The 22442-nt window shown below is 72.9% G+C and carries 18 protein-coding genes and 1 rRNA gene; 11 read left to right on the forward strand and 8 right to left on the reverse strand.

Annotated features, from left to right (window positions below; all coding sequences use genetic code 11):
- The first annotated feature begins 12 nt into the window (after positions 1-12).
- Positions 13-129, forward strand: a 5S ribosomal RNA gene (rrf, locus tag B100_RS0132685).
- A 92-nt stretch (positions 130-221) separates the two neighbouring features.
- Here the strand turns inward: rrf and B100_RS0132690 are convergent.
- Genes B100_RS0132690 through B100_RS0132710 form a run of 5 tightly spaced genes read right to left on the reverse strand, consistent with a single transcriptional unit; the run spans position 222 to position 5787 of the window.
- Positions 222-1532, reverse strand: a complete 1311-nt coding sequence (locus B100_RS0132690; RefSeq protein WP_024888552.1) for a DUF58 domain-containing protein — start codon at positions 1530-1532, stop codon at positions 222-224.
- Positions 1532-2521: an AAA family ATPase gene (locus tag B100_RS0132695; protein ID WP_106967145.1), complete on the reverse strand. Its 990-nt coding sequence runs from the start codon at positions 2519-2521 to the stop codon at positions 1532-1534. The genes B100_RS0132690 and B100_RS0132695 overlap by 1 nt, the downstream gene beginning before the upstream one ends.
- On the reverse strand, positions 2521-3714 hold the full coding sequence (locus B100_RS0132700) for a DUF4350 domain-containing protein (protein WP_024888554.1): 1194 nt from the start codon (positions 3712-3714) through the stop codon (positions 2521-2523). Before B100_RS0132700 ends, B100_RS0132695 begins: the two co-directional genes overlap by 1 nt.
- Complete coding sequence (locus B100_RS0132705; protein WP_024888555.1) at positions 3711-4463, reverse strand: DUF4129 domain-containing protein; 753 nt, start codon at positions 4461-4463, stop codon at positions 3711-3713. The genes B100_RS0132700 and B100_RS0132705 overlap by 4 nt, the downstream gene beginning before the upstream one ends.
- Before the next feature lie 4 nt (positions 4464-4467).
- Positions 4468-5787 carry a DUF7847 domain-containing protein gene (locus B100_RS0132710; RefSeq protein ID WP_024888556.1) on the reverse strand — a complete coding sequence of 440 codons (1320 nt, stop codon included), beginning with the start codon at positions 5785-5787 and terminating at the stop codon, positions 4468-4470.
- 140 nt (positions 5788-5927) lie between these two features.
- On the opposite strand from B100_RS0132710, the gene mtnA reads away from it, so the two are divergent.
- The 7 genes from mtnA (at position 5928) to B100_RS0132745 (ending at position 14685) form a co-directional block, all read left to right on the forward strand.
- On the forward strand, positions 5928-7076 hold the full coding sequence (gene mtnA, locus B100_RS0132715) for an S-methyl-5-thioribose-1-phosphate isomerase (RefSeq protein ID WP_024888557.1): 1149 nt from the start codon (positions 5928-5930) through the stop codon (positions 7074-7076).
- Positions 7077-7080: 4 nt separating this feature from the next.
- A complete protein-coding gene (mtrA, locus tag B100_RS0132720) occupies positions 7081-7770 on the forward strand; it encodes a two-component system response regulator MtrA (protein ID WP_004987303.1) in 690 nt (229 codons plus the stop codon).
- 1 nt (position 7771) lies between these two features.
- The gene (gene mtrB / locus B100_RS0132725; RefSeq protein ID WP_024888558.1) at positions 7772-9868 is read left to right on the forward strand and encodes an MtrAB system histidine kinase MtrB; all 2097 of its coding nucleotides are present in this window, start codon (positions 7772-7774) and stop codon (positions 9866-9868) included.
- Positions 9858-11696, forward strand: coding sequence for an LpqB family beta-propeller domain-containing protein (locus B100_RS0132730; RefSeq protein ID WP_024888559.1), 1839 nt, complete (start codon positions 9858-9860; stop codon positions 11694-11696). Before mtrB ends, B100_RS0132730 begins: the two co-directional genes overlap by 11 nt.
- Before the next feature lie 98 nt (positions 11697-11794).
- Positions 11795-12730, forward strand: a complete 936-nt coding sequence (locus B100_RS0132735) for a ComF family protein (RefSeq protein WP_024888560.1) — start codon at positions 11795-11797, stop codon at positions 12728-12730.
- 313 nt (positions 12731-13043) lie between these two features.
- Positions 13044-13736, forward strand: a complete 693-nt coding sequence (hpf, locus tag B100_RS0132740; RefSeq protein ID WP_024888561.1) for a ribosome hibernation-promoting factor, HPF/YfiA family — start codon at positions 13044-13046, stop codon at positions 13734-13736.
- A gap of 202 nt (positions 13737-13938) precedes the next feature.
- The gene (locus B100_RS0132745; protein ID WP_024888562.1) at positions 13939-14685 is read left to right on the forward strand and encodes a response regulator; all 747 of its coding nucleotides are present in this window, start codon (positions 13939-13941) and stop codon (positions 14683-14685) included.
- An 82-nt stretch (positions 14686-14767) separates the two neighbouring features.
- Here the strand turns inward: B100_RS0132745 and B100_RS0132750 are convergent, their stop codons facing one another.
- On the reverse strand, positions 14768-15955 hold the full coding sequence (locus B100_RS0132750; protein WP_024888563.1) for a DNA glycosylase AlkZ-like family protein: 1188 nt from the start codon (positions 15953-15955) through the stop codon (positions 14768-14770).
- 49 nt (positions 15956-16004) lie between these two features.
- Positions 16005-16574 carry a GNAT family N-acetyltransferase gene (locus B100_RS0132755; protein WP_024888564.1) on the reverse strand — a complete coding sequence of 190 codons (570 nt, stop codon included), beginning with the start codon at positions 16572-16574 and terminating at the stop codon, positions 16005-16007.
- 279 nt (positions 16575-16853) lie between these two features.
- Between B100_RS0132755 and secA the strand changes: the two genes are divergently transcribed.
- Entirely contained in the window at positions 16854-19697 is a 2844-nt protein-coding gene (secA, locus tag B100_RS0132760; RefSeq protein ID WP_024888565.1) for a preprotein translocase subunit SecA, read from the forward strand.
- A 90-nt stretch (positions 19698-19787) separates the two neighbouring features.
- Here the strand turns inward: secA and B100_RS37920 are convergent, their stop codons facing one another.
- Positions 19788-20204, reverse strand: coding sequence for an Rv3235 family protein (locus tag B100_RS37920; RefSeq protein WP_486585761.1), 417 nt, complete (start codon positions 20202-20204; stop codon positions 19788-19790).
- 805 nt (positions 20205-21009) lie between these two features.
- Here B100_RS37920 and B100_RS0132770 point away from each other — a divergent pair.
- Both B100_RS0132770 and B100_RS0132775 read left to right on the forward strand, forming a co-directional pair.
- Complete coding sequence (locus B100_RS0132770) at positions 21010-21516, forward strand: DUF6912 family protein (RefSeq protein WP_024888567.1); 507 nt, start codon at positions 21010-21012, stop codon at positions 21514-21516.
- Between the two features lie 55 nt (positions 21517-21571).
- Positions 21572-22246 (forward strand): HAD family hydrolase, encoded by a 675-nt coding sequence (locus tag B100_RS0132775; RefSeq protein ID WP_024888568.1) that lies wholly within the window; start codon positions 21572-21574, stop codon positions 22244-22246.
- Positions 22247-22442 lie beyond the last annotated feature (196 nt).

Genomic DNA, 22442 nt, shown 5'->3' on the forward strand with positions numbered 1-22442 from the left:
GTTTCATAGTGTTTCGGTGGTCATAGCGTAGGGGAAACGCCCGGTTACATTTCGAACCCGGAAGCTAAGCCTTACAGCGCCGATGGTACTGCAGGGGGGACCCTGTGGGAGAGTAGGACGCCGCCGAACAATCATTGTAGAAAGCCCCCGTGCCATTCGGCACGGGGGCTTTCTGCGTTTCCGGGCATTTTCCCGGCAGGTGTCCCCCACAGGGAACTGAGCTAGAGACGTCCTGCCGATTTCAGTGCCAGATACGCGTCTGCGAGCGCCGGCGCCAAGTCTTCCGGTGTCGCGTCCACAACCGTCACGCCGTGACGGCGCAGCTGTTCCGCCGTACGGTCGCGTTCCGTCTGGGCCTGTGCGGCCGCCGCTGCTTCGTAGACCGCTTCGGCGTCACCTCGGCTCCGGGACATGGTCGCGATGTGCGGGTCGGCCACCGAGGCGAGCAGGACCGTGTGGCGCTGCGTCAGCCGGCTCAGGACGGGCAGCAGTCCCTCTTCCACAGGAGCCGCGTCCAGCGTCGTGAGGAGCACGATCAGGGAGCGACGCGGGGCCGTGCGCAGAGCCGTGGCCGTAAGACCTCGAGCGTCCGTCTCGATCAGCTCGGGTTCCAGCGTGGCCATGGCGCCCACGAGAGACGGCAGGACATCACCCGCCGCACGTCCCTGGACCAGGGCGCGCACACGGCGGTCATAGGCCAGCAGGTCGACGCGGTCGCCGGCGCGGGACGCCAGGGCGGCGAGGAGCAGGGCCGCGTCCATGGAGGCGTCCAGGCGCGGTGCGTCGCCCACACGGCCCGCGGAGGTGCGGCCGGTGTCGAGGACGAGCAGGATGTGGCGGTCGCGCTCCGGGCGCCAGGTGCGTACGGCGACCTCCGACTGGCGGGCGGTGGCGCGCCAGTCGATGGAACGGGTGTCGTCGCCGGGGACGTAGGCGCGGAGGCTGTCGAACTCGGTGCCCTCACCACGGGTCAGCACGCTGGTGCGGCCGTCCAGCTCGCGCAGGCGGGCGAGCTTGGCGGGCAGATGCTTGCGGCTGGTGAAGGGCGGCAGGACCCGCACGGTCCACGGGACGTTGTGGGTGCCCTGGCGGGTGAAGAGGCCGAGGGGGCCGTACGAGCGGACGGTGACGCGGTCGGCACGGCGGTCGCCGCGCCGGGTGGGCTTCAGGCGGGTCGTGACACGGCGCCGTTCGCCCGCGGGGACCGTCAGCCGGTGGCGGGAGGCGGCCGTCTCCGTGCCCGGGGCCCAGCTGCTCGGAGGCCAGGCGTCGCGGACGCGGGCGCGCAGGGGGCGGCGGGAGGCGTTGGTGACCGTCAGGGTGACGTCGGCGGTGCCGCCCAGGCGCACGGAGGTGTCGCCGGAGCGGGTCAGGCCGAGCTTCCGTACCGGGGCGGCCAGGGCGAAGTCGCAGGCACAGGCGACCGCCAGGGGGGCGTTGACGGCGAGGATGCCCGTCCAGCCGGGTTCCCAGATGCCGACGGGGATCGAGCCGAGGGCCGCGAGCAGGGCGGCGCGTCCGGTGGGTGCCATCAGCGGGGGACGGGGACGTGGGACAGGATCGCGTTGATGACGGAGTCGGCCGTCACGCCCTCCATCTCCGCCTCAGGGCGGAGCTGTATGCGGTGGCGGAGCGTGGGGAGGGCCAGAGCCTTCACGTCGTCGGGGATGACGTAGTCGCGGCCGGTCAGCCAGGCCCAGGCGCGGGCGGTGGCGAGCAGCGCGGTGGCGCCGCGGGGGGACACGCCGAGGGCCAGGGACGGCGACTCGCGGGTGGCGCGGCAGACGTCCACGACGTAGGCGGTGATCTCGGGGGAGACCGTGGTGGCGGCGACCGCGCGGCGGGCGGCCTCCAGGTCGGCGGCGTTCGCGACGGGGCGTACGCCGGCGGCGCGCAGGTCGCGGGGGTCGAAGCCCTCGGCGTGCCGGGTGAGGACGTGGATCTCGTCCTCGCGGGAGGGGAGGGGGATGGTCAGCTTGAGGAGGAAGCGGTCGAGCTGGGCCTCGGGCAGGGGGTAGGTGCCCTCGTACTCGATGGGGTTCTGGGTCGCGGCGACCAGGAACGGGTCGGGGAGGGCGCGGGGGGTGCCGTCGACGGTGACCTGGCGTTCCTCCATGGCCTCCAGCAGGGACGACTGGGTCTTCGGGGGCGTGCGGTTGATCTCGTCCGCGAGGAGGAGGTTCGTGAAGACCGGGCCGGGCTGGAAGGAGAACTCGGCGGTGCGTGCGTCGTAGACGAGGGAGCCGGTGACGTCGCTCGGCATCAGGTCGGGGGTGAACTGGACGCGCTTGGTGTCGAGTTCGAGAGCGGAGGCGAGCGCGCGGACCAAGAGGGTCTTGGCGACGCCGGGGACGCCTTCGAGGAGGACGTGGCCGCGGCAGAGGAGGGCCACGACGAGGCCGGTCACCGCGGGGTCCTGGCCGACCACGGCCTTGGCGATCTCCGCGCGCAGGGCCTCCAGGGAGGCCCGGGCGGCGGCCGGGTCCCCGGTGGGCGCGGCGTTGTCGGTGGTCGGGTCCATCATGGACGGCGTACCTGCCTTTCGAGGGCGTCGAGTTGGTCGGCGAGCCGGACGAGTGCTGCGTCGTCGCCGGGGGGCGGGCCGAAGAGGACGGTGTGCGGGGCTTGTCCGTCGCCCTGGAGGCGGGCGGACAGGGCGGGGAGCAGGACCTCGGGCGTGTGCGCCTGGGTGGCGGGGACGCCGACGAGGGGGGCGAGGCGGGTGCGGGTGGCGGAGCGCAGAGCGAGGGCGGCGCGGTCGCGGGCGTCCGCCTTGCGGTAGAGGCGGGCGCGGCCTTCGGCGGTCTCGGAGGCGCGGATCGCCACGGGGAGGTTCTCGGGCACCAGCGGGCCGAGCCGGCGGGCCCGCCACAGGGCGGCCAGGGCCGCGGCGACGAAGAGCTGCAGCGTGCCCCACAGCCAGCCGGAGGGCAGCAGGTCGAAGAAGCTCCGCTCCTCCCGCTCCAGGGCGGACGCGTCGGCCGGTGAGGGGAGGTACCAGACCAGATGGGGGCGGGAGCCGAGGAGTTGCAGGGCCAGTGAGGCGTTGCCGTGCCGGTCCAGGCGGTCGTTGAGGAGGATGTCGGGGGCGCCGAGGAGGACGGTGTCGCCGCTGCCGGAAGGGGCGGGGACACGCAGCAGGGTGGCCAGGCGCCGGCTGGGGTAGCACTCGTCGGCGTCGAGGTGGGCGGAGGAGTAGCGGATGCCGCCGGTGTCGGCGTCGCCCGCGCGTCGGGCCGCGGGCAGGGCGCAGTCGGGGTCGAGGGTGGTGTCGAGGCTGTTGGCCGGGTCGGCGGTGACGCCGGGGGCGAGGCGTTCGACGGACGCGGCACCGGAGGCGACCAGGACGGTGCGTCCGCCGGATCCCTCGGTGGCCTGGTGCAGCCGTGTCTGCTGGCGGGGCGTCAGCAGGTCGGGGACGGCGACCAGGAGCGTGGTGTCGGGGCCGGCCGCGCCGGCGGCCTCCTCCAGGGTGGTGACCACACGGGTGTCGACGCCGCGGTCGGCGAGCAGCTCGGCGACGGCGCGGCTGCCGTAGGGGTCGGCGGAGCGCGGGTCGAGTTGGCCGTGCCGGGCGTCGGAGCGGACCACGGCGATCGCGACGGCCCCCGCGACCAGCACGGCCAGCGCGAGGGCGATGCCCCGGGCGCGGGTCCACACCTGGCGGACGGTGGGGGAGGCCGAGGTGGACGGGGAGGTGACCTCGGTCGTCATCCGGCGGCTCCCCGGCGGGCGTCGGTGTCCGTGCCCGGGGCGCCGCTCGCGGCGAGTGCGGGCCGGGTGCGCTCCAGGTCGCCGTCGAGTGCGGCGATCCGCCGGTACGTGTCCCGCGCCGCACTGCGACCGCCGTACGTGACGTCGTCGAAGTCGCGGGCGGCGGCGTGCAGCCGGTCGGTGTGGGCGGGCAGGGCGCGGCCGGCCTCCGCGGCGGCCTCGTCGGCGGTGCGGCCGGGGCGGGGGTCGAGCAGGGCGCGTTCCTCCAGGGCGCGGACGACGGCCCGCATGCGTTCCTGGACGGCCTGGTTCCAGTGGCCCTGGGCGGCGTGCGCCTCGGCGGCCGCGCGGTGCTCGGCGGCGCTGCGCGGGCGGTCGTCGAACAGGACGGGTGCCGGGGCGGGGCGGCGGCGCGGGGTGCCCAGGCGCCACCACAGGGCGGCCAGGACGGCGAGCGCGGCGACGATGACGACGACCAGGCCGAGCGCGCCACCGGGCGTCGCGGTGGACGCGGCGTCGAACAGCTTGCCGACCCAGTCCCAGAAGGCGTCCAGGGCCCGCTGGAGCCAGCTGGGGTCGTTCTCGTGGTACATCTGCTTCGACAGCTCGCGCCGGGCCGCCTCCCGCGCGGGGTCGCGCGGGAGGGTGACGGGCGGGTCGTCGTCGCCGCGCAGCAGCAGGCGTACGGCGGTGTCGGCGGCCGTGGGCAGCGCCGGTACGGCTGTGAGAACTCCCCCCGTGGCGGTCACCGCATCAGCTCCCGCCGGTGGCGCCGGTGCCGTGGTCCTGGATGCCGGCCGCGCGGGCCAGTTCGAGGTCGAGGGCCTCGCGGCGGATGCGCTGGTCGATGTAGAGCAGCACGGTGACGCCGGCGGTGATCGGGAAGGTGATCGTCGAGCCGATGACCGAGCCGATGCCGCTGATGATGAGGAACGTCCAGCCGAAGTTCCCGCCCGAGGCCTGCAGGAAGCCGGTGACGCCGTCACCGCTGAACGCGGCGGCGAGGAACGTGAAGGGGATGACGACGATCGCCGCGACGACGTACGCGATGATCGCCGCCAGCGCCTGGATGCCGAAGACCCGCCACCAGGAGCCGCGCACCAGCCGGGAGGACCGGCGCATCGCCTTGGTGATGCCCTGCTTCTCCAGCATGAGCGCGGGGGAGGCGAGCGAGAGGCGGACCATGAGCCAGATGCCGACCACGGCCGCGCCGATGACGCCCAGCAGGGTCAGTCCGAGGCCGACCTCGGGGCCGGCCGCGAGACTGAGCAGGACGCCAGGTACCGCGCCGGCGGCGATGACGCCCGCCGCGATGAGCGACAGCAGGATGATCAGGCCGAACAGCCTGGGGATCTGGGGCCGGGCGTCGCGCCAGGCCTCGGACGTGGTCACGGACCGGCCGAGCACGGCGCGGCTGGTGACGGTCGTCAGCAGGGCGGTCGCCGCGACCGTGCCGATCAGGGTGATCCCGTAGAGCACGGCGGAGCTGAGCAGGAGGTCGCCGAGGGCGTCGGTGAGTTCACCGAGGGTGGCGCTGGGGTCGTCGAGCACGGCGGTGCCGGAGTCGTCCAGGACGAAGCCCTGCAGCAGTACGACGACGACCTCGGTGAGGACGGCGAGGGTCAGCGAGATACCGAGGACCGTGCGCCAGTAGGTGCGCATGGTGGACACGGCACCGTCGAGCAGCTCGCCTATGCCGAGGGGGCGCAGCGGGACGACGCCGGGCTTGGCCGCGGGCGGGGGGCCTCCCCAGCCGTTGCCCCAGCCGCCGTGGGGACCCTGGCCGCCGGGCGGAGGGGTGCCCCAGCCCTGGCCGCCGGGAGGCGGGGGAGGGGCCTGGCCGGGGGCGCCCGTACCGGTGGGGCCGGTGGGCGCGGACCACTGGCCGGCCGGGGGCTGCTCCTTGGACCACTTCACGCCCGGCTCCCGCGGGGCGTCACCCGGCTGCTGCGGCCGGCCGGCGGACTGCTCGGGACCCGGACGGTCGGCGGACCCGGCAGGTCCGGAGGCGTCCGGTTCCCGTCCGTCGGACGGGGCGGATCCGGGCGAGGCCCAGCCCGGAGTGTCGTTCATCGTCGCTCCTTCACGGTGCCCGTCGCGGTCGCGGTGGCAGCTTGGGCAGCCATCGTGCCATGGGGCGGTCGCGGGCGGACCTGCCGAGGTGGGGGCCGCTCGCCTTCTATTGTCCGCGTGACAGGGGGCAGACTGGCGGCATGGCTGATCAGTACGCGCACAGCGGCGACAACAAGCGGCCGACACAGATCCCGGTACTGCGCTGGGAGGAGCCGCCCGAAGGCCCGGTCCTGGTCCTGCTCGACCAGACGCGGCTCCCGGCCGAGGAGGTCGAGCTCGTCTGCACGGACGCGCCCGCGCTGGTGGAGGCGATCCGTTCGCTCGCCGTGCGCGGCGCCCCCCTGCTGGGCGTCGCGGGCGCCTACGGGGTCGCCCTGGCGGCCGTGCGGGGCTTCGACGTGGACGACGCGGCGAATGCGCTGGAGAGCGCCCGGCCCACGGCGGTGAACCTGGCGGTCGGGGTGCGGCGGGCGCACTCCGCGTACCGGGCGGTGCTCGACGGCGGCGGGAACGCCCGGGAGGCGGCCGGGGCGGCGCTGGCCGCGGCCCAGCGGCTGCACCGGGAGGACGCCGAGGCCAGCACCCGGATGGCCGGGCACGGGCTGGCGCTGCTCGACGAACTGCTGCCCGGCGGCGGGCACCGGATCCTCACGCACTGCAACACCGGTTCGCTGGTGTCGGGCGGCGAGGGGACGGCCTTCGCGGTGGCGCTGGCGGCGCACCGGGTGGGGCGGCTGCGGCGCCTGTGGGTGGACGAAACGCGTCCGTTGCTGCAAGGTGCTCGCCTGACGGCGTACGAGGCGGCCCGCAGCGGCATGGCGTACACCCTGCTCACCGACAACGCGGCGGGATCGCTGTTCGCGGCGGGCGAGGTGGACGCGGTGCTGATCGGCGCGGACCGCATCGCGGCCGACGGTTCGGTGGCGAACAAGGTGGGGAGCTATCCGCTCGCGGTGCTCGCGCGGTACCACCATGTGCCGTTCATCGTGGTGGCACCGGTGACGACGGTGGATCCCGGGACGCCGGACGGGGCGTCCATCGAGGTGGAGCAGCGTCCCGGCCATGAAGTGACAGAGATCACGGCACCGCAGGTGCCGGTAGCCGGAGCGGAGGCGGGAGGCGGCATTCCGGTGGCCCCCCTGGGGACCCAGGCGTACAACCCGGCGTTCGACGTGACACCGCCGGAACTGGTGACGGCGATCGTCACCGAAGAGGGCGTGGTTTCGCCCGTGACGACCGCGGCTCTGGCGGACCTGTGTGCCAGGTCACGCCAGGTCACGATTAGCTAATGGGATGATGTCGTTTATGAAGGGACGAGTCCTTGTCGTCGACGACGACAGCGCACTGGCCGAGATGCTCGGCATCGTGCTGCGCGGTGAAGGTTTTGAGCCGTCTTTCGTAGCCGACGGCGACAAGGCGCTGGCCGCCTTCCGTGAGACCAAGCCGGATCTGGTGCTCCTCGACCTGATGCTGCCCGGCCGGGACGGTATCGAGGTCTGCCGCCTGATCAGGGCGGAGTCCGGGGTGCCGATCGTGATGCTCACGGCGAAGAGCGACACCGTCGACGTCGTGGTGGGCCTGGAGTCCGGGGCCGACGACTACATCGTCAAGCCGTTCAAGCCGAAGGAGCTGGTCGCCCGGATCCGCGCGAGACTGCGCAGGTCGGAGGAGCCGGCGCCGGAACAGCTCGCCATCGGCGACCTGGTGATCGACGTCGCCGGGCACTCCGTGAAGCGGGACGGGCAGTCCATCGCGCTGACCCCGCTCGAGTTCGACCTGCTGGTCGCCCTCGCCCGCAAGCCCTGGCAGGTCTTCACGCGTGAGGTGCTGCTGGAGCAGGTCTGGGGCTACCGCCACGCGGCGGACACCCGCCTGGTGAACGTGCACGTGCAGCGGCTGCGCTCCAAGGTCGAGAAGGACCCGGAGAAGCCGGAGATCGTGGTGACCGTCCGTGGCGTCGGGTACAAGGCAGGACCGAGCTGACATGTCCGGTGACAGTGCCGCTTCGGCGTCCGGCCGGCCCGGGGGCCGTCCGGAGCGGCCTGTCGGCCGGCGGACGGCCGCTTCCCGCTGGCGCCACCTCTTCGACGGGGACCTGCTCCAGGGCGGGGTCCAGGGCAGCCCGGTGGTCCGGCTGGTCATGCGCTGGGTGCGCCGGCCGCTGCTGCCCGTCATGCGGCTGTGGCGGCGCAACATCCAGCTCAAGGTCGTCGTCACGACGCTGCTGATGTCGCTGGGCGTCGTCCTGCTGCTGGGCTTCGTGGTCATCGGACAGGTACGCAACGGCCTGCTGGACGCGAAGGTGAAGGCGTCGCAGAGCCAGGCCACCGGCGGCTTCGCCGTGGCCAAGCAGCAGGCCGAGCAGGCCGTGAGCGTCACGGGTGACGAGGGCACCGCGGCCGACGGCCGCCCCTCGCAGAGCGTCATCCAGTGGATGAGCGACCTCGTGGCCTCGCTGTCCAGCGGTGGTCAGGGCGCCTTCGACGTGGTCACCCTGCCCTCCGGCGGTGACAGCGGCAGCGGGCGCGGGCCGCGCGCCTCCGGCGAGGTCGACCCGACGGGCAGTGTGCCGGCGGCGCTGCGCGAGAGGATCGACACCAGTACGTCGGCGGCGCAGAGTTACACGCGCATCGTGTACGACACCGACAAGGAGTCCCAGCCGGCCCTGGTCATCGGCAAGCAGGTCAACGACCCCAACGGTGACCCGTACCAGCTCTACTACCTCTTCCCGCTCACCCAGGAGGAGAAGTCGCTGAGCCTGGTCAAGGGCACCTTGGCGACGGCCGGGCTGTTCGTGGTCGTGCTGCTCGGGGCGATCGCCTGGCTGGTGGTGCGGCAGGTGGTCACGCCGGTGCGGATGGCCGCCGGGATCGCCGAACGGCTGTCCGCCGGGCGGCTCCAGGAACGTATGAAGGTCACCGGTGAGGACGACATCGCCCGGCTCGGTGAGGCCTTCAACAAGATGGCGCAGAACCTCCAGCTCAAGATCAGCCAGCTGGAGGACCTGTCGCGGATGCAGCGCCGGTTCGTGTCGGACGTGTCGCACGAACTGCGCACGCCGCTGACGACCGTGCGGATGGCGGCGGACGTCATCCACGAGGCACGCGAGGACTTCGACCCGGTGACCGCGCGGTCCGCCGAGCTGCTCGCCGACCAGCTGGACCGGTTCGAGTCGCTGCTCGCCGACCTGCTGGAGATCAGCCGCTTCGACGCGGGCGCGGCCGCCCTGGAGGCGGAGCCGATCGACCTGCGTGACGTGGTGCGGCGGGTGGTGAGCGGCGCGGAGCCGCTCGCCGAGCGCAAGGGCACCACGATCAAGGTCGTCGGCGACCAGCAGCCCGTGGTCGCCGAGGCCGACGCCCGGCGCGTGGAGCGGGTGCTGCGGAACCTCGTCGTCAACGCCGTCGAGCACGGCGAGGGCAACGACGTCGTCGTCAAGCTGGCCGCCGCGGGCGGCGCCGTGGCGGTGGCCGTGCGCGACTACGGGGTGGGGCTCAAGCCCGGCGAGGCCACCCGGGTCTTCAGCCGCTTCTGGCGGGCCGACCCGGCACGCGCGCGCACCACCGGCGGCACCGGACTGGGCCTGTCCATCGCCCTGGAGGACGCGCGGCTGCACGGCGGCTGGCTCCAGGCGTGGGGCGAGCCGGGCGGCGGCTCGCAGTTCCGGCTGACGCTGCCGAGGACGGCGGACGAACCGCTGCGGGGGTCCCCCATACCCCTGGAGCCCAAGGACTCGCGGCGCAACCGCGGTCTGGACGACGCCGGACTGCCGCGCGGCGGCGACGGCGAGAAGCGCGCCACGGTGCCGGTGCGGCAGCCGGGCGCCGAGGATCCGGCGCAGTCCGCCCGGGACCCGCTGGCGCTCCGGCCGGGCACGTCGACCCCCACGGCCGACCCCACCGCCCTGCCCGGCAACGGCGCGCGCGTGGTGGCACGGTCGGGCAGTACCCGCATGACACCCGGCGGGAGCGGCGCCCCGGGTGACCGGGCCGCGGGCCGGACGGCGGACGGCGGCGCCGAGGGCGGGGACGGTGACCCGCGCGGTACGGAGAGGGACGGGGAGGCAACGCGTGGGCGGTGAGCGTATGAGGCGCCGGCGGGGGACACCGGCCCGGAGCGTGGCGTACGCCGTGTGCGGTGCCGTTCTGCTGGCCGGGTGCGCCTCCATGCCGGACAGCGGGGACCTGCGCGGTGTGGAGTCCACGCCGCGCCAGGACGCGCAGGTGCGGGTCTACGCCATGCCGCCGAGCGACGACGCCACCCCCACCCAGATCGTGCAGGGTTTCCTGGAGGCGCTGACCAGCGACGACGCCGACTACAAGACCGCGCGCCAGTACCTGACCGCCGAAGCGTCCAAGGGCTGGCGGCCGGAGCAGTCCACCACCGTGCTCTCCGACGGCCCCGGCGCCCGCGCGGACCGGCCGGACCGGCAGGACAGCAGCTCCCTGACCTACACGCTGACCGGCATCAAGTTCGCCACCGTGGACGCGCAGCAGGCGTACGCGCCCGCCTCCGGCCACTACAACGAGATCGTGCACCTCGCGAAGGACGAGAAGAGCGGTCAGTGGCGCATCGACGCGGTGCCGCAGGGCGTCGTCATGGGCAAGTCGGACTTCCAGCGCAACTACACGTCGTTCAACAAGTACTACTTCGCCTCCAACACGGAGGTCGAGGGGTCCTCGCTGCCGATGGCGGTCGCGGACCCGGTCTACGTGCGCCGGTACGTCGACCCCACCACCAGTATGGTGCGCTCCCTGATGTCCGGCCCCACCAGCTGGCTGGACCCGGTCGTGCGGTCGGGCTTCCCCACCGGCACCGAGCTGCGCAAGGGCGCCGGCCCGCTGACCCCGGACGACCGGGGCAAGCTCGTCGTGCCGCTCAACGACCGCGCGGCCGACGTCGGCACCGGCCGCTGCGAGGAGATGGCCGCCCAGCTGCTGTTCACGCTGCGCGACCTGAGCCCCGCGGTGGAGGAGGTCGAACTGCGGGCCGACGGCGGGCAGCTGTGCTCGCTCACCCAGGACGGCGCCGAGACCGTCGCCACCCGGGGCGCGCTGAACCAGCCCGACCATCTCTACTTCGTCGACGACGAGCGCAAGCTCGTGCGGATCGCCGCGGGCAACAGCGACGCCGACCCCGCCCCGGTGCCCGGAGCGCTCGGGGAGGGCGAGCAGAGGCTGCGTTCGGTGGCGGTCGCCCGCGACGAGAACACGGCCGCCGGGGTCAGCCTGGACGGCGGGTCGCTGTTCGTCTCCGCGCTCGCGCCGGGCTCGGCCCTCGGGGACCCGGTGCTGCGCAGCCAGGGCGCCAACGAGCAGGACCGCCTGACCGCGCCCAGCTGGGACACCCAGGGCGGGCTGTGGGTGGCCGACCGTGACCCGGCCCGGCCCAAGCTGTACCTGCTGGAGAAGGGCACCGCGCCGCCGCTGGAGGTGCGCACACCGGGCCTGGACGGCCGGATCCAGGCGGTCCGGGTGGCCGCCGACGGCGTGCGCATCGCCCTCGTCGTGGAGAAGGGCGACCAGCGCTCCCTGCTGATCGGGCGGATCGAGCGCAGCGGACCGGACGAGACCGGTACGGGCGAGCGGCCCACGGTCACCGTGCTGGAACTGCGGTCGGCGACGCCCGAGCTGGAGCAGGTCACGGCCATGTCGTGGGCCGGCGACAGCAGGCTCGTGGTGGTCGGCCGCGAGCACGGCGGCGTGGAGCAGATGAAGTACGTCGAGGTCGACGGCTCCACGCCGGACGTGCCGCCGCCCGCCGCGCTGACCGGCGTGAAGGCCCTCACCGCCTCCGAGGACGAACTGGCGCCGCTGGTGGCGTACTCGGTGGACGGGATCGTCCGGCTGCCCTCGGGGGCCCAGTGGCAGAAGGTGACCCGGGGGATCGCGCCGGTCTATCCCGGCTGATCCGGTTCTCGCTCCGCTGTTCGAGCCGCCGTACGGCCTGGTCGCACCGGTTGTCCACAGGGGTGGCCGGGTGACGGTGGCGTTGGCACAGTGAGGCCATGCGGAGCTGGTGGCGGGACCTCGGCGACCTGGTGCTTCCGGCCGAGTGCGGCGGATGCGGCAGGCCCCGCGCCGTGCTCTGCGCCGCCTGCCGTACGGCGCTGACCGGGGCGGAGCCGGGGCGGGTGCGGCCGGTGCCCGAGCCGCCGGGACTGCCGCCCGTGCACGCGGCCGCCCCGTACGCCGACGCGGTGCGCGCCGCGTTGCTCGCCCACAAGGAGCGGGGCGCCCTGGCCCTCTCCCGGCCGCTGGGGGTGGCCCTGGCGGGAGCGGTGCGGGCGGGTCTGCGGGCGGCCGTGCCGGTGCCGCGCGGGTGCGCCGGCGGCGGGGCCTGGGGCGGTCCCGTGCTGCTGGTTCCGGTGCCGTCCGCCCGGCGGGCCGTACGGGCGCGCGGGCACGACCCGGCGCGGCGGATCGCGTACGCGGCGGCGGGTGAGCTGCGGCGGACGGGGGTACCCGCCGGAGTACTCGCCGCGCTGCGGCAACGGCGCCCGGTGGCCGACCAGTCGGGGCTGGACTCCCGGCAGCGGCTGGCCAACCTCGCGGGCGCGCTCGCGGTGGCGCCGGACTGCGGCCGGCTGCTCCGCCGCGGCCGGGTCGTGCTGGTCGACGACGTGATGACGACCGGGGCGTCCCTCGCCGAGGCGGCGCGGGCGGTGCGCGCCGCGTCAGGTCCGCCCCGTGAACAAACGGAATCGGCCGATCGGGACGGAGAAGGATCGAGTAATTCGGCTTCCGCGTTCGTGTACCTGGGTGAGAGACGGGAAGGGACAGGGCAACAACGGAAATCACCGACGACGTGGCGCGGAGCGGCCAGGCACCCCGCCCGGCCGTCGAGGGAGGCGGACCTGAAAGGCGCCGGCGGAGGCGCCGGACCCGTGTGCGCGGCCGTCGTGGCGGCCTCGCCGGACGCGTTCGGAATACACCGAAACTGACTGAGAACTTACGTCGTTGCAGGTAATCAGAGGGTTAATTCGCCTGAATGGAGGTACGTCGCGGTAGAGGGTGACGCCATCCGTCCGCGCGAGATATGTTCGGTTGTGAGGGAAAGCCGCAGGCCACACCTCTTGGATCGGATTGCCGTGGTGCGGGTTTCTCCATCATCACCCGCACCGGTGGACTGGAGATCTCGCGCGCGGGGGAGGAGGTGGACGTCACCGAGTCCGAGACTCCGGACGTCACCGGAGTCTGGTGCAAAAGGGAGACACATCCGCAGCGAAGCGGAGTGATCCGGGAACGGAGTTCTGCGTGGACATCGTCGTCAAGGGCCGCAAGACCGAGGTGCCCGAGCGGTTCCGGAAGCACGTGGCCGAGAAGCTGAACCTGGAGAAGATCCAGAAGCTCGATGGCAAGGTGATGAGCCTCGACGTCGAGGTGTCCAAGGAGCCCAACCCCCGACAGGCCGACCGCTGTGACCGGGTGGAGATCACGCTCCGCTCCCGCGGTCCGGTGATCCGGGCGGAAGCGGCGGCGAGCGACCCGTACGCGGCGCTCGACCTGGCAGCGGAGAAGCTGGACGCCCGGCTGCGCAAGCAGCACGACAAGCGTTTCTCGCGGCGTGGCACGCGCAGGATCTCGGCGGCCGAGGTCCCCGACCACGTGCCCGGCGTGGCGACCCTCAACGGGACCGGGGCGAGCACCGCCCAGGAGGAGGAGCAGGCGGTCCCGACCAAGAAGATCGGCTCCCTGGAGGTCCAGGGTGACGGTCCCCTCGTCGTCCGCGAGAAGACCCACGTGGCCGCGCCCATGACCCTCGACCAGGCGCTCTACGAGATGGAGCTGGTCGGGCACGACTTCTATCTCTTCGTCGACTCCGAGACCAAGGAGCCGAGCGTCGTCTACCGGCGCCACGCCTACGACTACGGCGTGATCCACCTCAGCACCGACACGATGGTCACCGAGACCAACTCCCCCGAGGCGGGCGGAACCCTCGGCGGCTGATCCGCCGGGCGACAGCACAGCAGGTGCCCCTGGTGCGCGTGTGCGCCCCCAGGGGCACCGGCGTGCCACCGCCCGGCGCCCGCACCGGCACCCCGGTGCGGGCGCGGCATGGAATCATGGCGGCAGCGGCCCAACCGGTGGGCCGTTGCCTTGGGTTGGCGATGGTCAGGACCACAGGCCACAGCCTTCAGGGGGAGGAACGATGGCGGACAGCTTCGGACCGATGCGGGACGAGGATGCCGACGGCGGCGTCGTCGGCATGGGCCCGGACGCGGACACTCCACGCAAGGAGCCGATCAGAGTCCTCGTGGTGGACGACCACGCGCTGTTCCGCCGCGGACTGGAGATCGTGCTCGCCGCCGAGGAGGACATCCAGGTCGTCGGCGAGGCGGGGGACGGCGCCGAGGCCGTGGAGAAGGCGGCTGACCTGCTGCCCGACATCGTCCTGATGGACGTGCGGATGCCCAAGCGGGGCGGGATCGAGGCCTGTACCTCCATCAAGGAGGTCGCGCCCAGCGCCAAGATCATCATGCTGACGATCAGCGACGAGGAGGCCGACCTCTACGACGCCATCAAGGCGGGCGCGACCGGCTACCTCCTCAAGGAGATCTCCACCGACGAGGTCGCCACCGCCATCCGCGCCGTCGCCGACGGGCAGTCGCAGATCAGCCCCTCCATGGCGTCGAAGCTGCTCACCGAGTTCAAGTCGATGATCCAGCGGACCGACGAGCGCCGGCTCGTCCCCGCACCCCGGCTGACCGACCGGGAGCTGGAGGTCCTCAAGCTCGTCGCCACGGGGATGAACAACCGGGACATCGCCAAGGAGTTGTTCATCTCCGAGAACACCGTGAAGAACCACGTGCGCAACATCCTGGAGAAGTTGCAGCTGCACTCCCGGATGGAGGCCGTGGTCTACGCGATGCGGGAGAAGATCCTCGAGATCCGCTGACGGCGGCGCGAGGCACGCGTCCGAAGGGCGTGCGGGCCGCCCCACGGACCGGCGAGGCACTGATCCGAAGGGCGGCAGGGGTTCAGGCGAGCAGGCGGGCGAGCTCCCCGGTGAGCGCCTCGCGCAGCTCCGGCGCGTCGACCCCCTCCACCCGTACGTCCGTGCAGTCCACCCAGCCCGCGGCCTCCACCAGGGCCTGCGCCACGGCCGGCACCGCGGTCCGGCCCTCCAGCGTGACCTGCTTGGCCACCAGGGTGCGGCCCTCCCGCGCCGGGTCCACCCGGCCCACCAGCCGCCCGCCCGCCAGCACGGGCATCGCGAAGTAGCCGTACACGCGCTTGGGTTTGGGGACGTACGCCTCCAGGCGGTGGGTGAAGCCGAAGATCCGCTCCGTGCGGGCCCGCTCCCAGATCAGGGAGTCGAACGGCGACAGCAGCGTCGTCCGGTGCCGGCCGCGCGGCGGGGCGGCCAGGGCCGCGGGGTCCGCCCAGGCCGGCTTGGACCAGCCCGCGACCGTGACGGGCACCAGGCCCGAGTCGGCGATCACCGCGTCGACCTGCTCGCCCTTGAGGCGGTGGTAGTCGGCGATGTCCGCCCGCGTGCCCACGCCGAGGGACTGCCCGGCCAGCCGCACCAGGCGGCGCAGGCACTCCCTGTCGTCCAGTTCGTCATGCAGCAGGTCCGCCGGGATCGCGCGCTCCGCCAGGTCGTACACCCGCTTCCAGCCGCGCCGCTTCACGCACACCACCTCGCCGTACATCAGGGCGCGCTCCACGGCGACCTTGGTGCCGGACCAGTCCCACCACTCGCTGGTGCGCTTGGCGCCGCCCAGTTCGGTGGCCGTCAGGGGGCCCTCCGTGCGCAGCTGCTTGATCACCTGGTCGTAGGTGCCCTCGGGCAGGTCGTGGTTCCAGTGCGGGCGGGCGCGGTAGGCACGGCGGCGGAAGGCGAAGTGCGGCCACTCCTCGACGGGCAGGATGCACGCGGCGTGCGACCAGTACTCGAAGGCGTGCGGCCGCCCTGACCCTTGCGTCCAGTACGCCTCCTCCACCGTGCGGCGGCCGACGGCGCCGAGGCGGGCGTAGGGCACGAGCTCGTGGGAGCGGGCGAGGACGGAGATGGTGTCGAGCTGCACCGCGCCCAGGTGGCGCAGGACGCCACGCACACCGGCGCGCCGGTCGGGGGCACCGAGGAATCCCTGGGCCCGCAGGGCGATGCGGCGGGCCTCGTCGGCCGAGAGTTCCGTGAGCGGACGCGGGAGGGTCGTCATAGGTCCGCACGATAGAGGGCGGCACCGACAACGACCCGGTGCCTTGGGGTCAGACCTTGCCCGGCACGTAGGGCGTGGTGGACGGAAGGCCCAGGTCGGAGGGGAGCAGGGAGCCCACCCAGCCGTCCCGCAGCACCCCCTTGTTGACGAGCGAGGAGCGCAGGACCCCCTCGACGGTGAAGCCGGCCCGCTCGGCCACCGCCCGGGAGGCCGCGTTGCCCACCTCCGCGCGCCATTCCACGCGGTCGATCGACATCCGGGTGAACGCCCAGCGGCACGCGGCCAGGGCGGCCTCGGTGATGTAGCCGTTGCCGCGGTGCTCCTTGGCCCCCCAGAAGCCGATCTCGCCGGTGCCGAAGGACCGCAGGGTGATGCTGAGCATGCCCGTCAGTTCCCCGGCGGGCAGGAAGACGCCGAACGTGAACATCGAGCCGTTCGCCCAGCCGTCCGGCGCGATCTGCTCCGTGAAACCGCGCGCGTGCTCCGGAAGGTAGGGCGAGGGGATCGTCGTCCAGCGCTGGATGTCCGGGTCCTGGCAGATCCGGTACACCGCGTCGGTGTCCTGCGGGCCGACGGTGCGCAGCAGCAGGCGGTCGGTGGTGAGCATGACGGGTTCCATCGGCCGATTCTGCTCGCGCCGGGGCGGGTGGCGCCATCCCTCTCGCCGTGCGTGAGGTGATGATCACTCCGCGCGCGATTCACCGCCGTCGCCGCGGCACCATCCGGGCGCCTGGGACGTTGTCCGTGTAGCGGCCGTGCCACGGTTCGGCTGCGGCGGACGGTCACCGCCCCGGCAGGCCTCCCGGCGTGGAGGGGTCCTCGCATACGATGGCCGTTGCTCAGTCAGTGAAACGGAAACCGACCGTCCCAGGCCCGACCGGCAAGGAGACCAACCCCCGTGTCCGTCCTCTCGAAGATCATGCGTGCAGGCGAAGGCAAAATCCTGCGCAAGCTGCACCGCATCGCGGACCAGGTCAACTCCATCGAAGAGGACTTCGAAGGCCTCTCCGACGCCGAGCTGCGGGCCCTCACCGATGAGTACAAGCAGCGCTACACCGACGGTGAGAGCCTGGACGACCTGCTGCCCGAGGCGTTCGCCACCGTGCGCGAGGCCGCCCGGCGTGTCCTGGGCCAGCGCCACTACGACGTGCAGATGATGGGCGGCGCCGCCCTGCACATGGGTTACGTGGCGGAAATGAAGACCGGTGAGGGCAAGACCCTCGTCGGCACCCTGCCCGCGTATCTCAACGCCCTGTCCGGCGAGGGCGTCCACATCATCACGGTCAACGACTACCTGGCCGAGCGCGACTCGGAGATGATGGGCCGCGTCCACCGCTTCCTGGGCCTCGAGGTCGGCTGCATCCTCGCCAACATGACGCCGGCCCAGCGCCGCGCGCAGTACGCCTGCGACATCACCTACGGCACGAACAACGAGTTCGGCTTCGACTACCTGCGCGACAACATGGCGTGGTCGAAGGAAGAGCTGGTACAGCGCGGCCACAACTTCGCCATCGTCGACGAGGTCGACTCGATCCTCATCGACGAGGCCCGTACGCCGCTGATCATCTCCGGTCCCGCGGACCAGGCCACCAAGTGGTACGGCGACTTCGCCAAGCTGGTGAAGCGCCTCAAGCGCGGTGAGCCGGGCAACCCGCTCAAGGGCATCGAGGAGACCGGCGACTACGAGGTCGACGAGAAGAAGCGCACGGTCGCCATCCACGAGTCCGGTGTCGCCAAGGTCGAGGACTGGCTGGGCATCGACAACCTGTACGAGTCGGTGAACACCCCGCTCGTGGGCTACCTGAACAACGCCATCAAGGCGAAGGAGCTCTTCAAGAAGGACAAGGACTACGTCATCATCGATGACGAAGTCATGATCGTCGACGAGCACACCGGCCGTATCCTCGCCGGCCGCCGTTACAACGAGGGCATGCACCAGGCCATCGAGGCCAAGGAAGGCGTGCCGATCAAGGACGAGAACCAGACCCTCGCCACGATCACCCTGCAGAACTTCTTCCGCCTGTACAAGCGCCACGACCACAGCGGCAAGGAGCAGCCGGGTCTGTCCGGCATGACCGGTACGGCGATGACCGAGGCCGCCGAGTTCCACCAGATCTACAAGCTCGGCGTGGTGCCCATCCCGACCAACCGCCCGATGGTCCGCAAGGACCAGTCGGACCTGATCTACCGCACCGAGGTCGCCAAGTTCGAGGCGGTCGTCGACGACATCGAGGAGAAGCACCGCAAGGGGCAGCCGATCCTCGTCGGCACCACGTCCGTCGAGAAGTCCGAGTACCTCTCGCAGCAGCTCAGCAAGCGCGGCATCCAGCACGAGGTGCTGAACGCCAAGCACCACGAGCGCGAGGCGCAGATCGTCGCCCAGGCCGGCCGCCGGGGCGCCGTCACGGTCGCCACGAACATGGCCGGCCGTGGTACGGACATCAAGCTCGGCGGCAACCCCGAGGACCTCGCGGAGGCGGAGCTGCGCCAGCGCGGCCTCGACCCCGAGGAGCACATCGAGGAGTGGGCCGCGGCCCTGCCGGAGGCCCTCGCGCGTGCCGAGCAGGCCGTGAAGGCCGAGAAGGACGAGGTCGAGAAGCTCGGCGGCCTGTACGTCCTCGGTACCGAGCGGCACGAGTCGCGGCGCATCGACAACCAGCTGCGCGGTCGTTCCGGCCGTCAGGGCGACCCCGGCGAGTCCCGCTTCTACCTCTCGCTCGGTGACGACCTGATGCGGCTGTTCAAGGCGCAGATGGTCGAGCGCGTGATGTCCATGGCGAACGTGCCGGACGACGTGCCGATCGAGAACAAGATGGTCACCCGCGCGATCGCCTCCGCGCAGTCGCAGGTGGAGACGCAGAACTTCGAGACGCGTAAGAACGTCCTGAAGTACGACGAGGTGCTCAACCGGCAGCGCGAGGTCATCTACGGCGAGCGCCGCCGCGTCCTGGAGGGCGAGGACCTGCAGGAGCAGATCCACCACTTCATGGACGACACCATCGACGCCTACGTCCAGGCGGAGACCACCGAGGGCTTCCCCGAGGACTGGGACCTGGACCGGCTGTGGGGCGCGTTCAAGCAGCTCTACCCGGTGAGCGTCGACATCGAGGAGCTGGAGGATGCGGCCGGTGACCGGGCCGGTCTGACCGCCGAGTTCATCTCCGAGTCCATCAAGGACGACATCCGCGCCCAGTACGAGGCCCGCGAGGCGCAGCTCGGCTCCGAGATCATGCGTGAGCTGGAGCGCCGGGTCGTGCTGTCGGTGCTGGACCGCAAGTGGCGCGAGCACCTCTACGAGATGGACTACCTCCAGGAGGGCATCGGCCTGCGCGCGATGGCCCAGAAGGACCCGCTGGTCGAGTACCAGCGCGAGGGCTTCGACATGTTCAGCGCGATGATGGACGGCATCAAGGAGGAGTCCGTCGGCTACCTGTTCAACCTGGAGGTCCAGGTGGAGCAGCAGGTCGAGGAGGTTCCGGTCGAGGACGTCAAGCCGGTCGCCGACCTGGAGAAGCAGGACGCGGTGCCCGCGCAGGGCGGGCCCCGGCCGGAGATCCGCGCCAAGGGGCTCGACGCCCCACAGCGGCGGGCCCTCCACTTCTCCGCGCCCACGGTGGACGGCGAGGGCGGCACCGTCGAGGGCGAGCTGGCCACCGACGAGGAGCCGGTGCGCTCGGAGGCCGACGGCCTCACGCGCGCGGAGCGCCGCAAGCAGGCGCGGGGGCGGCGTCGCAAGAAGTGACGGTCGCCGCCGCTTCGTGAGGAGCGGCCGTGACCACCGGCCGAGGGCCGGGCACCTGAGGGTGCCCGGCCCTCGGCCGTCGTGCGCGCCTCAGCGGGGGACGCCCAGTTCGACGGCGGTGCAGCGCCAGCGCAGATCACGGCCGCGCTCCAGCCGGAAGGCCATGGCGCGCAGCCTGTCCCCGGCACCGATCCGGGCGAACGCCTCGATGGCGCCCTCCCGGGGCTCGAACCAGCCGATGTCGCGGACCACGGGGCGCACCCCGCGGGTGCGCAGCGGGCCTCGCTCGGCGAGCCGGATCAGCTCGTCGTAGGCCTGGCCGGCGCTGTGCCGCAGCATCGCGTGAACGGGGCGCTGGCCGCTGAGCACGGCGACGAGGAGGTCCGCGAAGCGGTCGGTGGGGCGGGGCTGGGGGACGCGGACGGGCACCCCGCCCACAGCCCCGCCCCGGCCCGCGCGCGTTGCCGCCCGGGACGCGGACACGGACACGGACACGGACGCGGACACGGACGCGGGCGTGGCGCCCGGCCGCCCTCGCCCCGCCGCACGCCCCGAGGGCCGGTTGTCGGCGGGCCGCCCCCGCCCCGCCCCGCCGGGCCGCCCCGCGCCGGGCGGGGGAGCGAGACGGGCCCCGCCGGTGGGGACTCGTGGCGGGACCGCGTCGGCGAGCGACGGGCGCCCGGTCGCGGGGCGTCCGGCGGGACGCCTGATGGAGGCAGAAGCCGTGTCGGCGGGCCGGGTGACGCCATGCGGGGCGGCGCCGCTTGCCGGCCGCGCGGCGGGGGCCGCGAGGATGCCGGTGGTGGACGGCCTGCCCGCGGCGCCGGGCGGGGTGGCGCCGTTCCCGGGACGTCCGGGTGGGGCCGTGGGGCCGTTCCCGGGCGTGGCGGCCGGTGCCGGGCGGGCGGACGGGCCAGGACGGCGGACGTCGGGGCGGGTCGGGGGGCGGGTGGGGGTGTGGTGTGGTGTGCGGCTCATGACCTTGTGCACGAGGGACCCCGTTCGACAGGCCCGGGCCGCCGGCGGGGGGAGCCGGGGTACCGGGCAGTAACTTCGTGTGGGGATCTTGTACGGGGCCGTGCGGCGGCGTGGCAAGGAGCGGCGGGCCGCCCGAAGCGGGCGGGGAAGTTCACCTATCAAGGTGACCGGACGGGTGCCGGGGCCGTGTTCACGCGGGCGGGGCGGGTGACATTCCGGACGTGCCTTGACGTGTCCGGGGGTGCGGGCGGGGACTCGATGGGGGACGCCGTACGGCCGCGGGCACGTATTCTGAACCCTTGCCGAGTCCCCGAGCAGACGAAAGCGGCCCACCATGCGCGTCTACGTCCCCCTGACTCTCCCCGGGCTCGCCGAGGCGCACAGGACGGGTCAGCTGGGCGACGGTCCCCTCACCGCGTACGCGGTGACGCCCGCGCTGCGCGAGTGGTACCTCTCCGACGACATCGAGGAGCTGGAGTACGCCGCGCTGAGCCGTGCCGCGCTGGCCTCCCTCCGGCTGCTGGCGGCCGACCCCGGCGCGCCCCGCCGCCGGGTCGTGGTCGCCGTGGACGTCGCCGACGGCGCGGCCTCCGCCGATCTCGACCAGGGCCTGGACCCGGCCGCGCTGGGCGAGGTGCGCCTCGCCGGGGCCGTACGGCTGGCCAAGGCGGCCGCGGTGCACGCCGACGCGGCGGACGCCGAGACGGACGTGGCGGCCGCCGCGCGGGCGCTGGACGCGGCGGACAAGGGCGACGACGACGCGCAGTTCGTGGTGGACGGCGCGGAGGACCACGAGCTGCTGTGGTTCGCGACCCAGGAGATCCCCCAGCTGATCGGCTGACCTGCGGCGCAGCGGGATGTCGGCGATGTCGGCGGGTCCGGGTAGGTTTTCCGGCATGGGGACGCACAACGACGCACACATCGTCTGGGACTGGAACGGCACGCTGTTCCACGACGTCGACGCGGTCATCGGGGCGACGAACGCCGCCTTCGCCGAGCTGGGCCTCGCCCCCATCACGCTGGAGCGGTACCGGGAGCTGTACTGCGTGCCCGTGCCGAAGTTCTACGAGCGGCTGATGGGCCGGCTGCCCAGCGAGGCCGAGTGGGAGCTGATGGACGCCACCTTCCACCGCCACTACACGGACCACCGCGTGCGCTGCGGACTGGCCGACGGCGTGGAGGACCTGCTGCGGGCGTGGGCGTCGGCGGGCCGCAGCCAGTCGATCCTCAGCATGTACGGACACGACGACCTGGTCCCCCTGGTGCGTGACTTCGGCATCGCCCCGCACTTCATACGCGTCGACGGACGGACCGGTCCGTCCGGCGGCAGCAAGGCGGAGCACATGGTGCGCCACCTGGGCGCGCTGGGCGACGTGGTGGACCCGCGGCGCACGGTGGTGATCGGCGACGCGGCCGACGACGCGCTGGCCGCCCGGCACGTGGGCGCGCGGGCCGTGCTCTACACCGGCGGCTCGCACGGCCGGGCGAGCCTGGAGGCGGTCGGGGTTCCGGTGGTCGACACCCTGGGCGAGGCGGTGGTCCAGGCGGAGCGCCTGGCGGCCGGCGGCTGACCGGAAGGACGCCGGCGCACTGTGCGAAACGTCAAAGTTCGCCCCCCGGTTTTGTACACATACGGCTCATGACGGGGCCCCTCCGGAGGGCGATAGCCTAGGTGGCGTGATCAGCGCGATAGCTCGCGGGGACCGTGGCGTCCCCGCTGTGCGCCCGGCGTGCACGGACGAAATCCGTGACCGGGTGGCGACCGCT

This window comes from Streptomyces sp. CNH189 (genome assembly GCF_000527195.1).

What these genes read in the sequence shown, in the direction of transcription:
- B100_RS0132735 (WP_024888560.1), top strand. Translation starts at nt 11,795, where the DNA reads ATGCGGAGCTGGTGGCGGGACCTCGGCGACCTGGTGCTTCCGGCCGAG.
- B100_RS0132775 (WP_024888568.1), top strand. Translation starts at nt 21,572, where the DNA reads ATGGGGACGCACAACGACGCACACATCGTCTGGGACTGGAACGGCACG.
- mtrB (WP_024888558.1), top strand. Translation starts at nt 7,772, where the DNA reads ATGTCCGGTGACAGTGCCGCTTCGGCGTCCGGCCGGCCCGGGGGCCGT.
- B100_RS0132755 (WP_024888564.1), bottom strand. Translation starts at nt 16,574, where the DNA reads ATGGAACCCGTCATGCTCACCACCGACCGCCTGCTGCTGCGCACCGTC.
- B100_RS0132700 (WP_024888554.1), bottom strand. Translation starts at nt 3,714, where the DNA reads ATGACGACCGAGGTCACCTCCCCGTCCACCTCGGCCTCCCCCACCGTC.
- B100_RS0132690 (WP_024888552.1), bottom strand. Translation starts at nt 1,532, where the DNA reads ATGGCACCCACCGGACGCGCCGCCCTGCTCGCGGCCCTCGGCTCGATC.
- B100_RS0132710 (WP_024888556.1), bottom strand. Translation starts at nt 5,787, where the DNA reads ATGAACGACACTCCGGGCTGGGCCTCGCCCGGATCCGCCCCGTCCGAC.
- B100_RS0132750 (WP_024888563.1), bottom strand. Translation starts at nt 15,955, where the DNA reads ATGACGACCCTCCCGCGTCCGCTCACGGAACTCTCGGCCGACGAGGCC.
- B100_RS0132695 (WP_106967145.1), bottom strand. Translation starts at nt 2,521, where the DNA reads ATGGACCCGACCACCGACAACGCCGCGCCCACCGGGGACCCGGCCGCC.
- mtrA (WP_004987303.1), top strand. Translation starts at nt 7,081, where the DNA reads ATGATGTCGTTTATGAAGGGACGAGTCCTTGTCGTCGACGACGACAGC.
- mtnA (WP_024888557.1), top strand. Translation starts at nt 5,928, where the DNA reads ATGGCTGATCAGTACGCGCACAGCGGCGACAACAAGCGGCCGACACAG.
- B100_RS0132745 (WP_024888562.1), top strand. Translation starts at nt 13,939, where the DNA reads ATGGCGGACAGCTTCGGACCGATGCGGGACGAGGATGCCGACGGCGGC.
- B100_RS0132770 (WP_024888567.1), top strand. Translation starts at nt 21,010, where the DNA reads ATGCGCGTCTACGTCCCCCTGACTCTCCCCGGGCTCGCCGAGGCGCAC.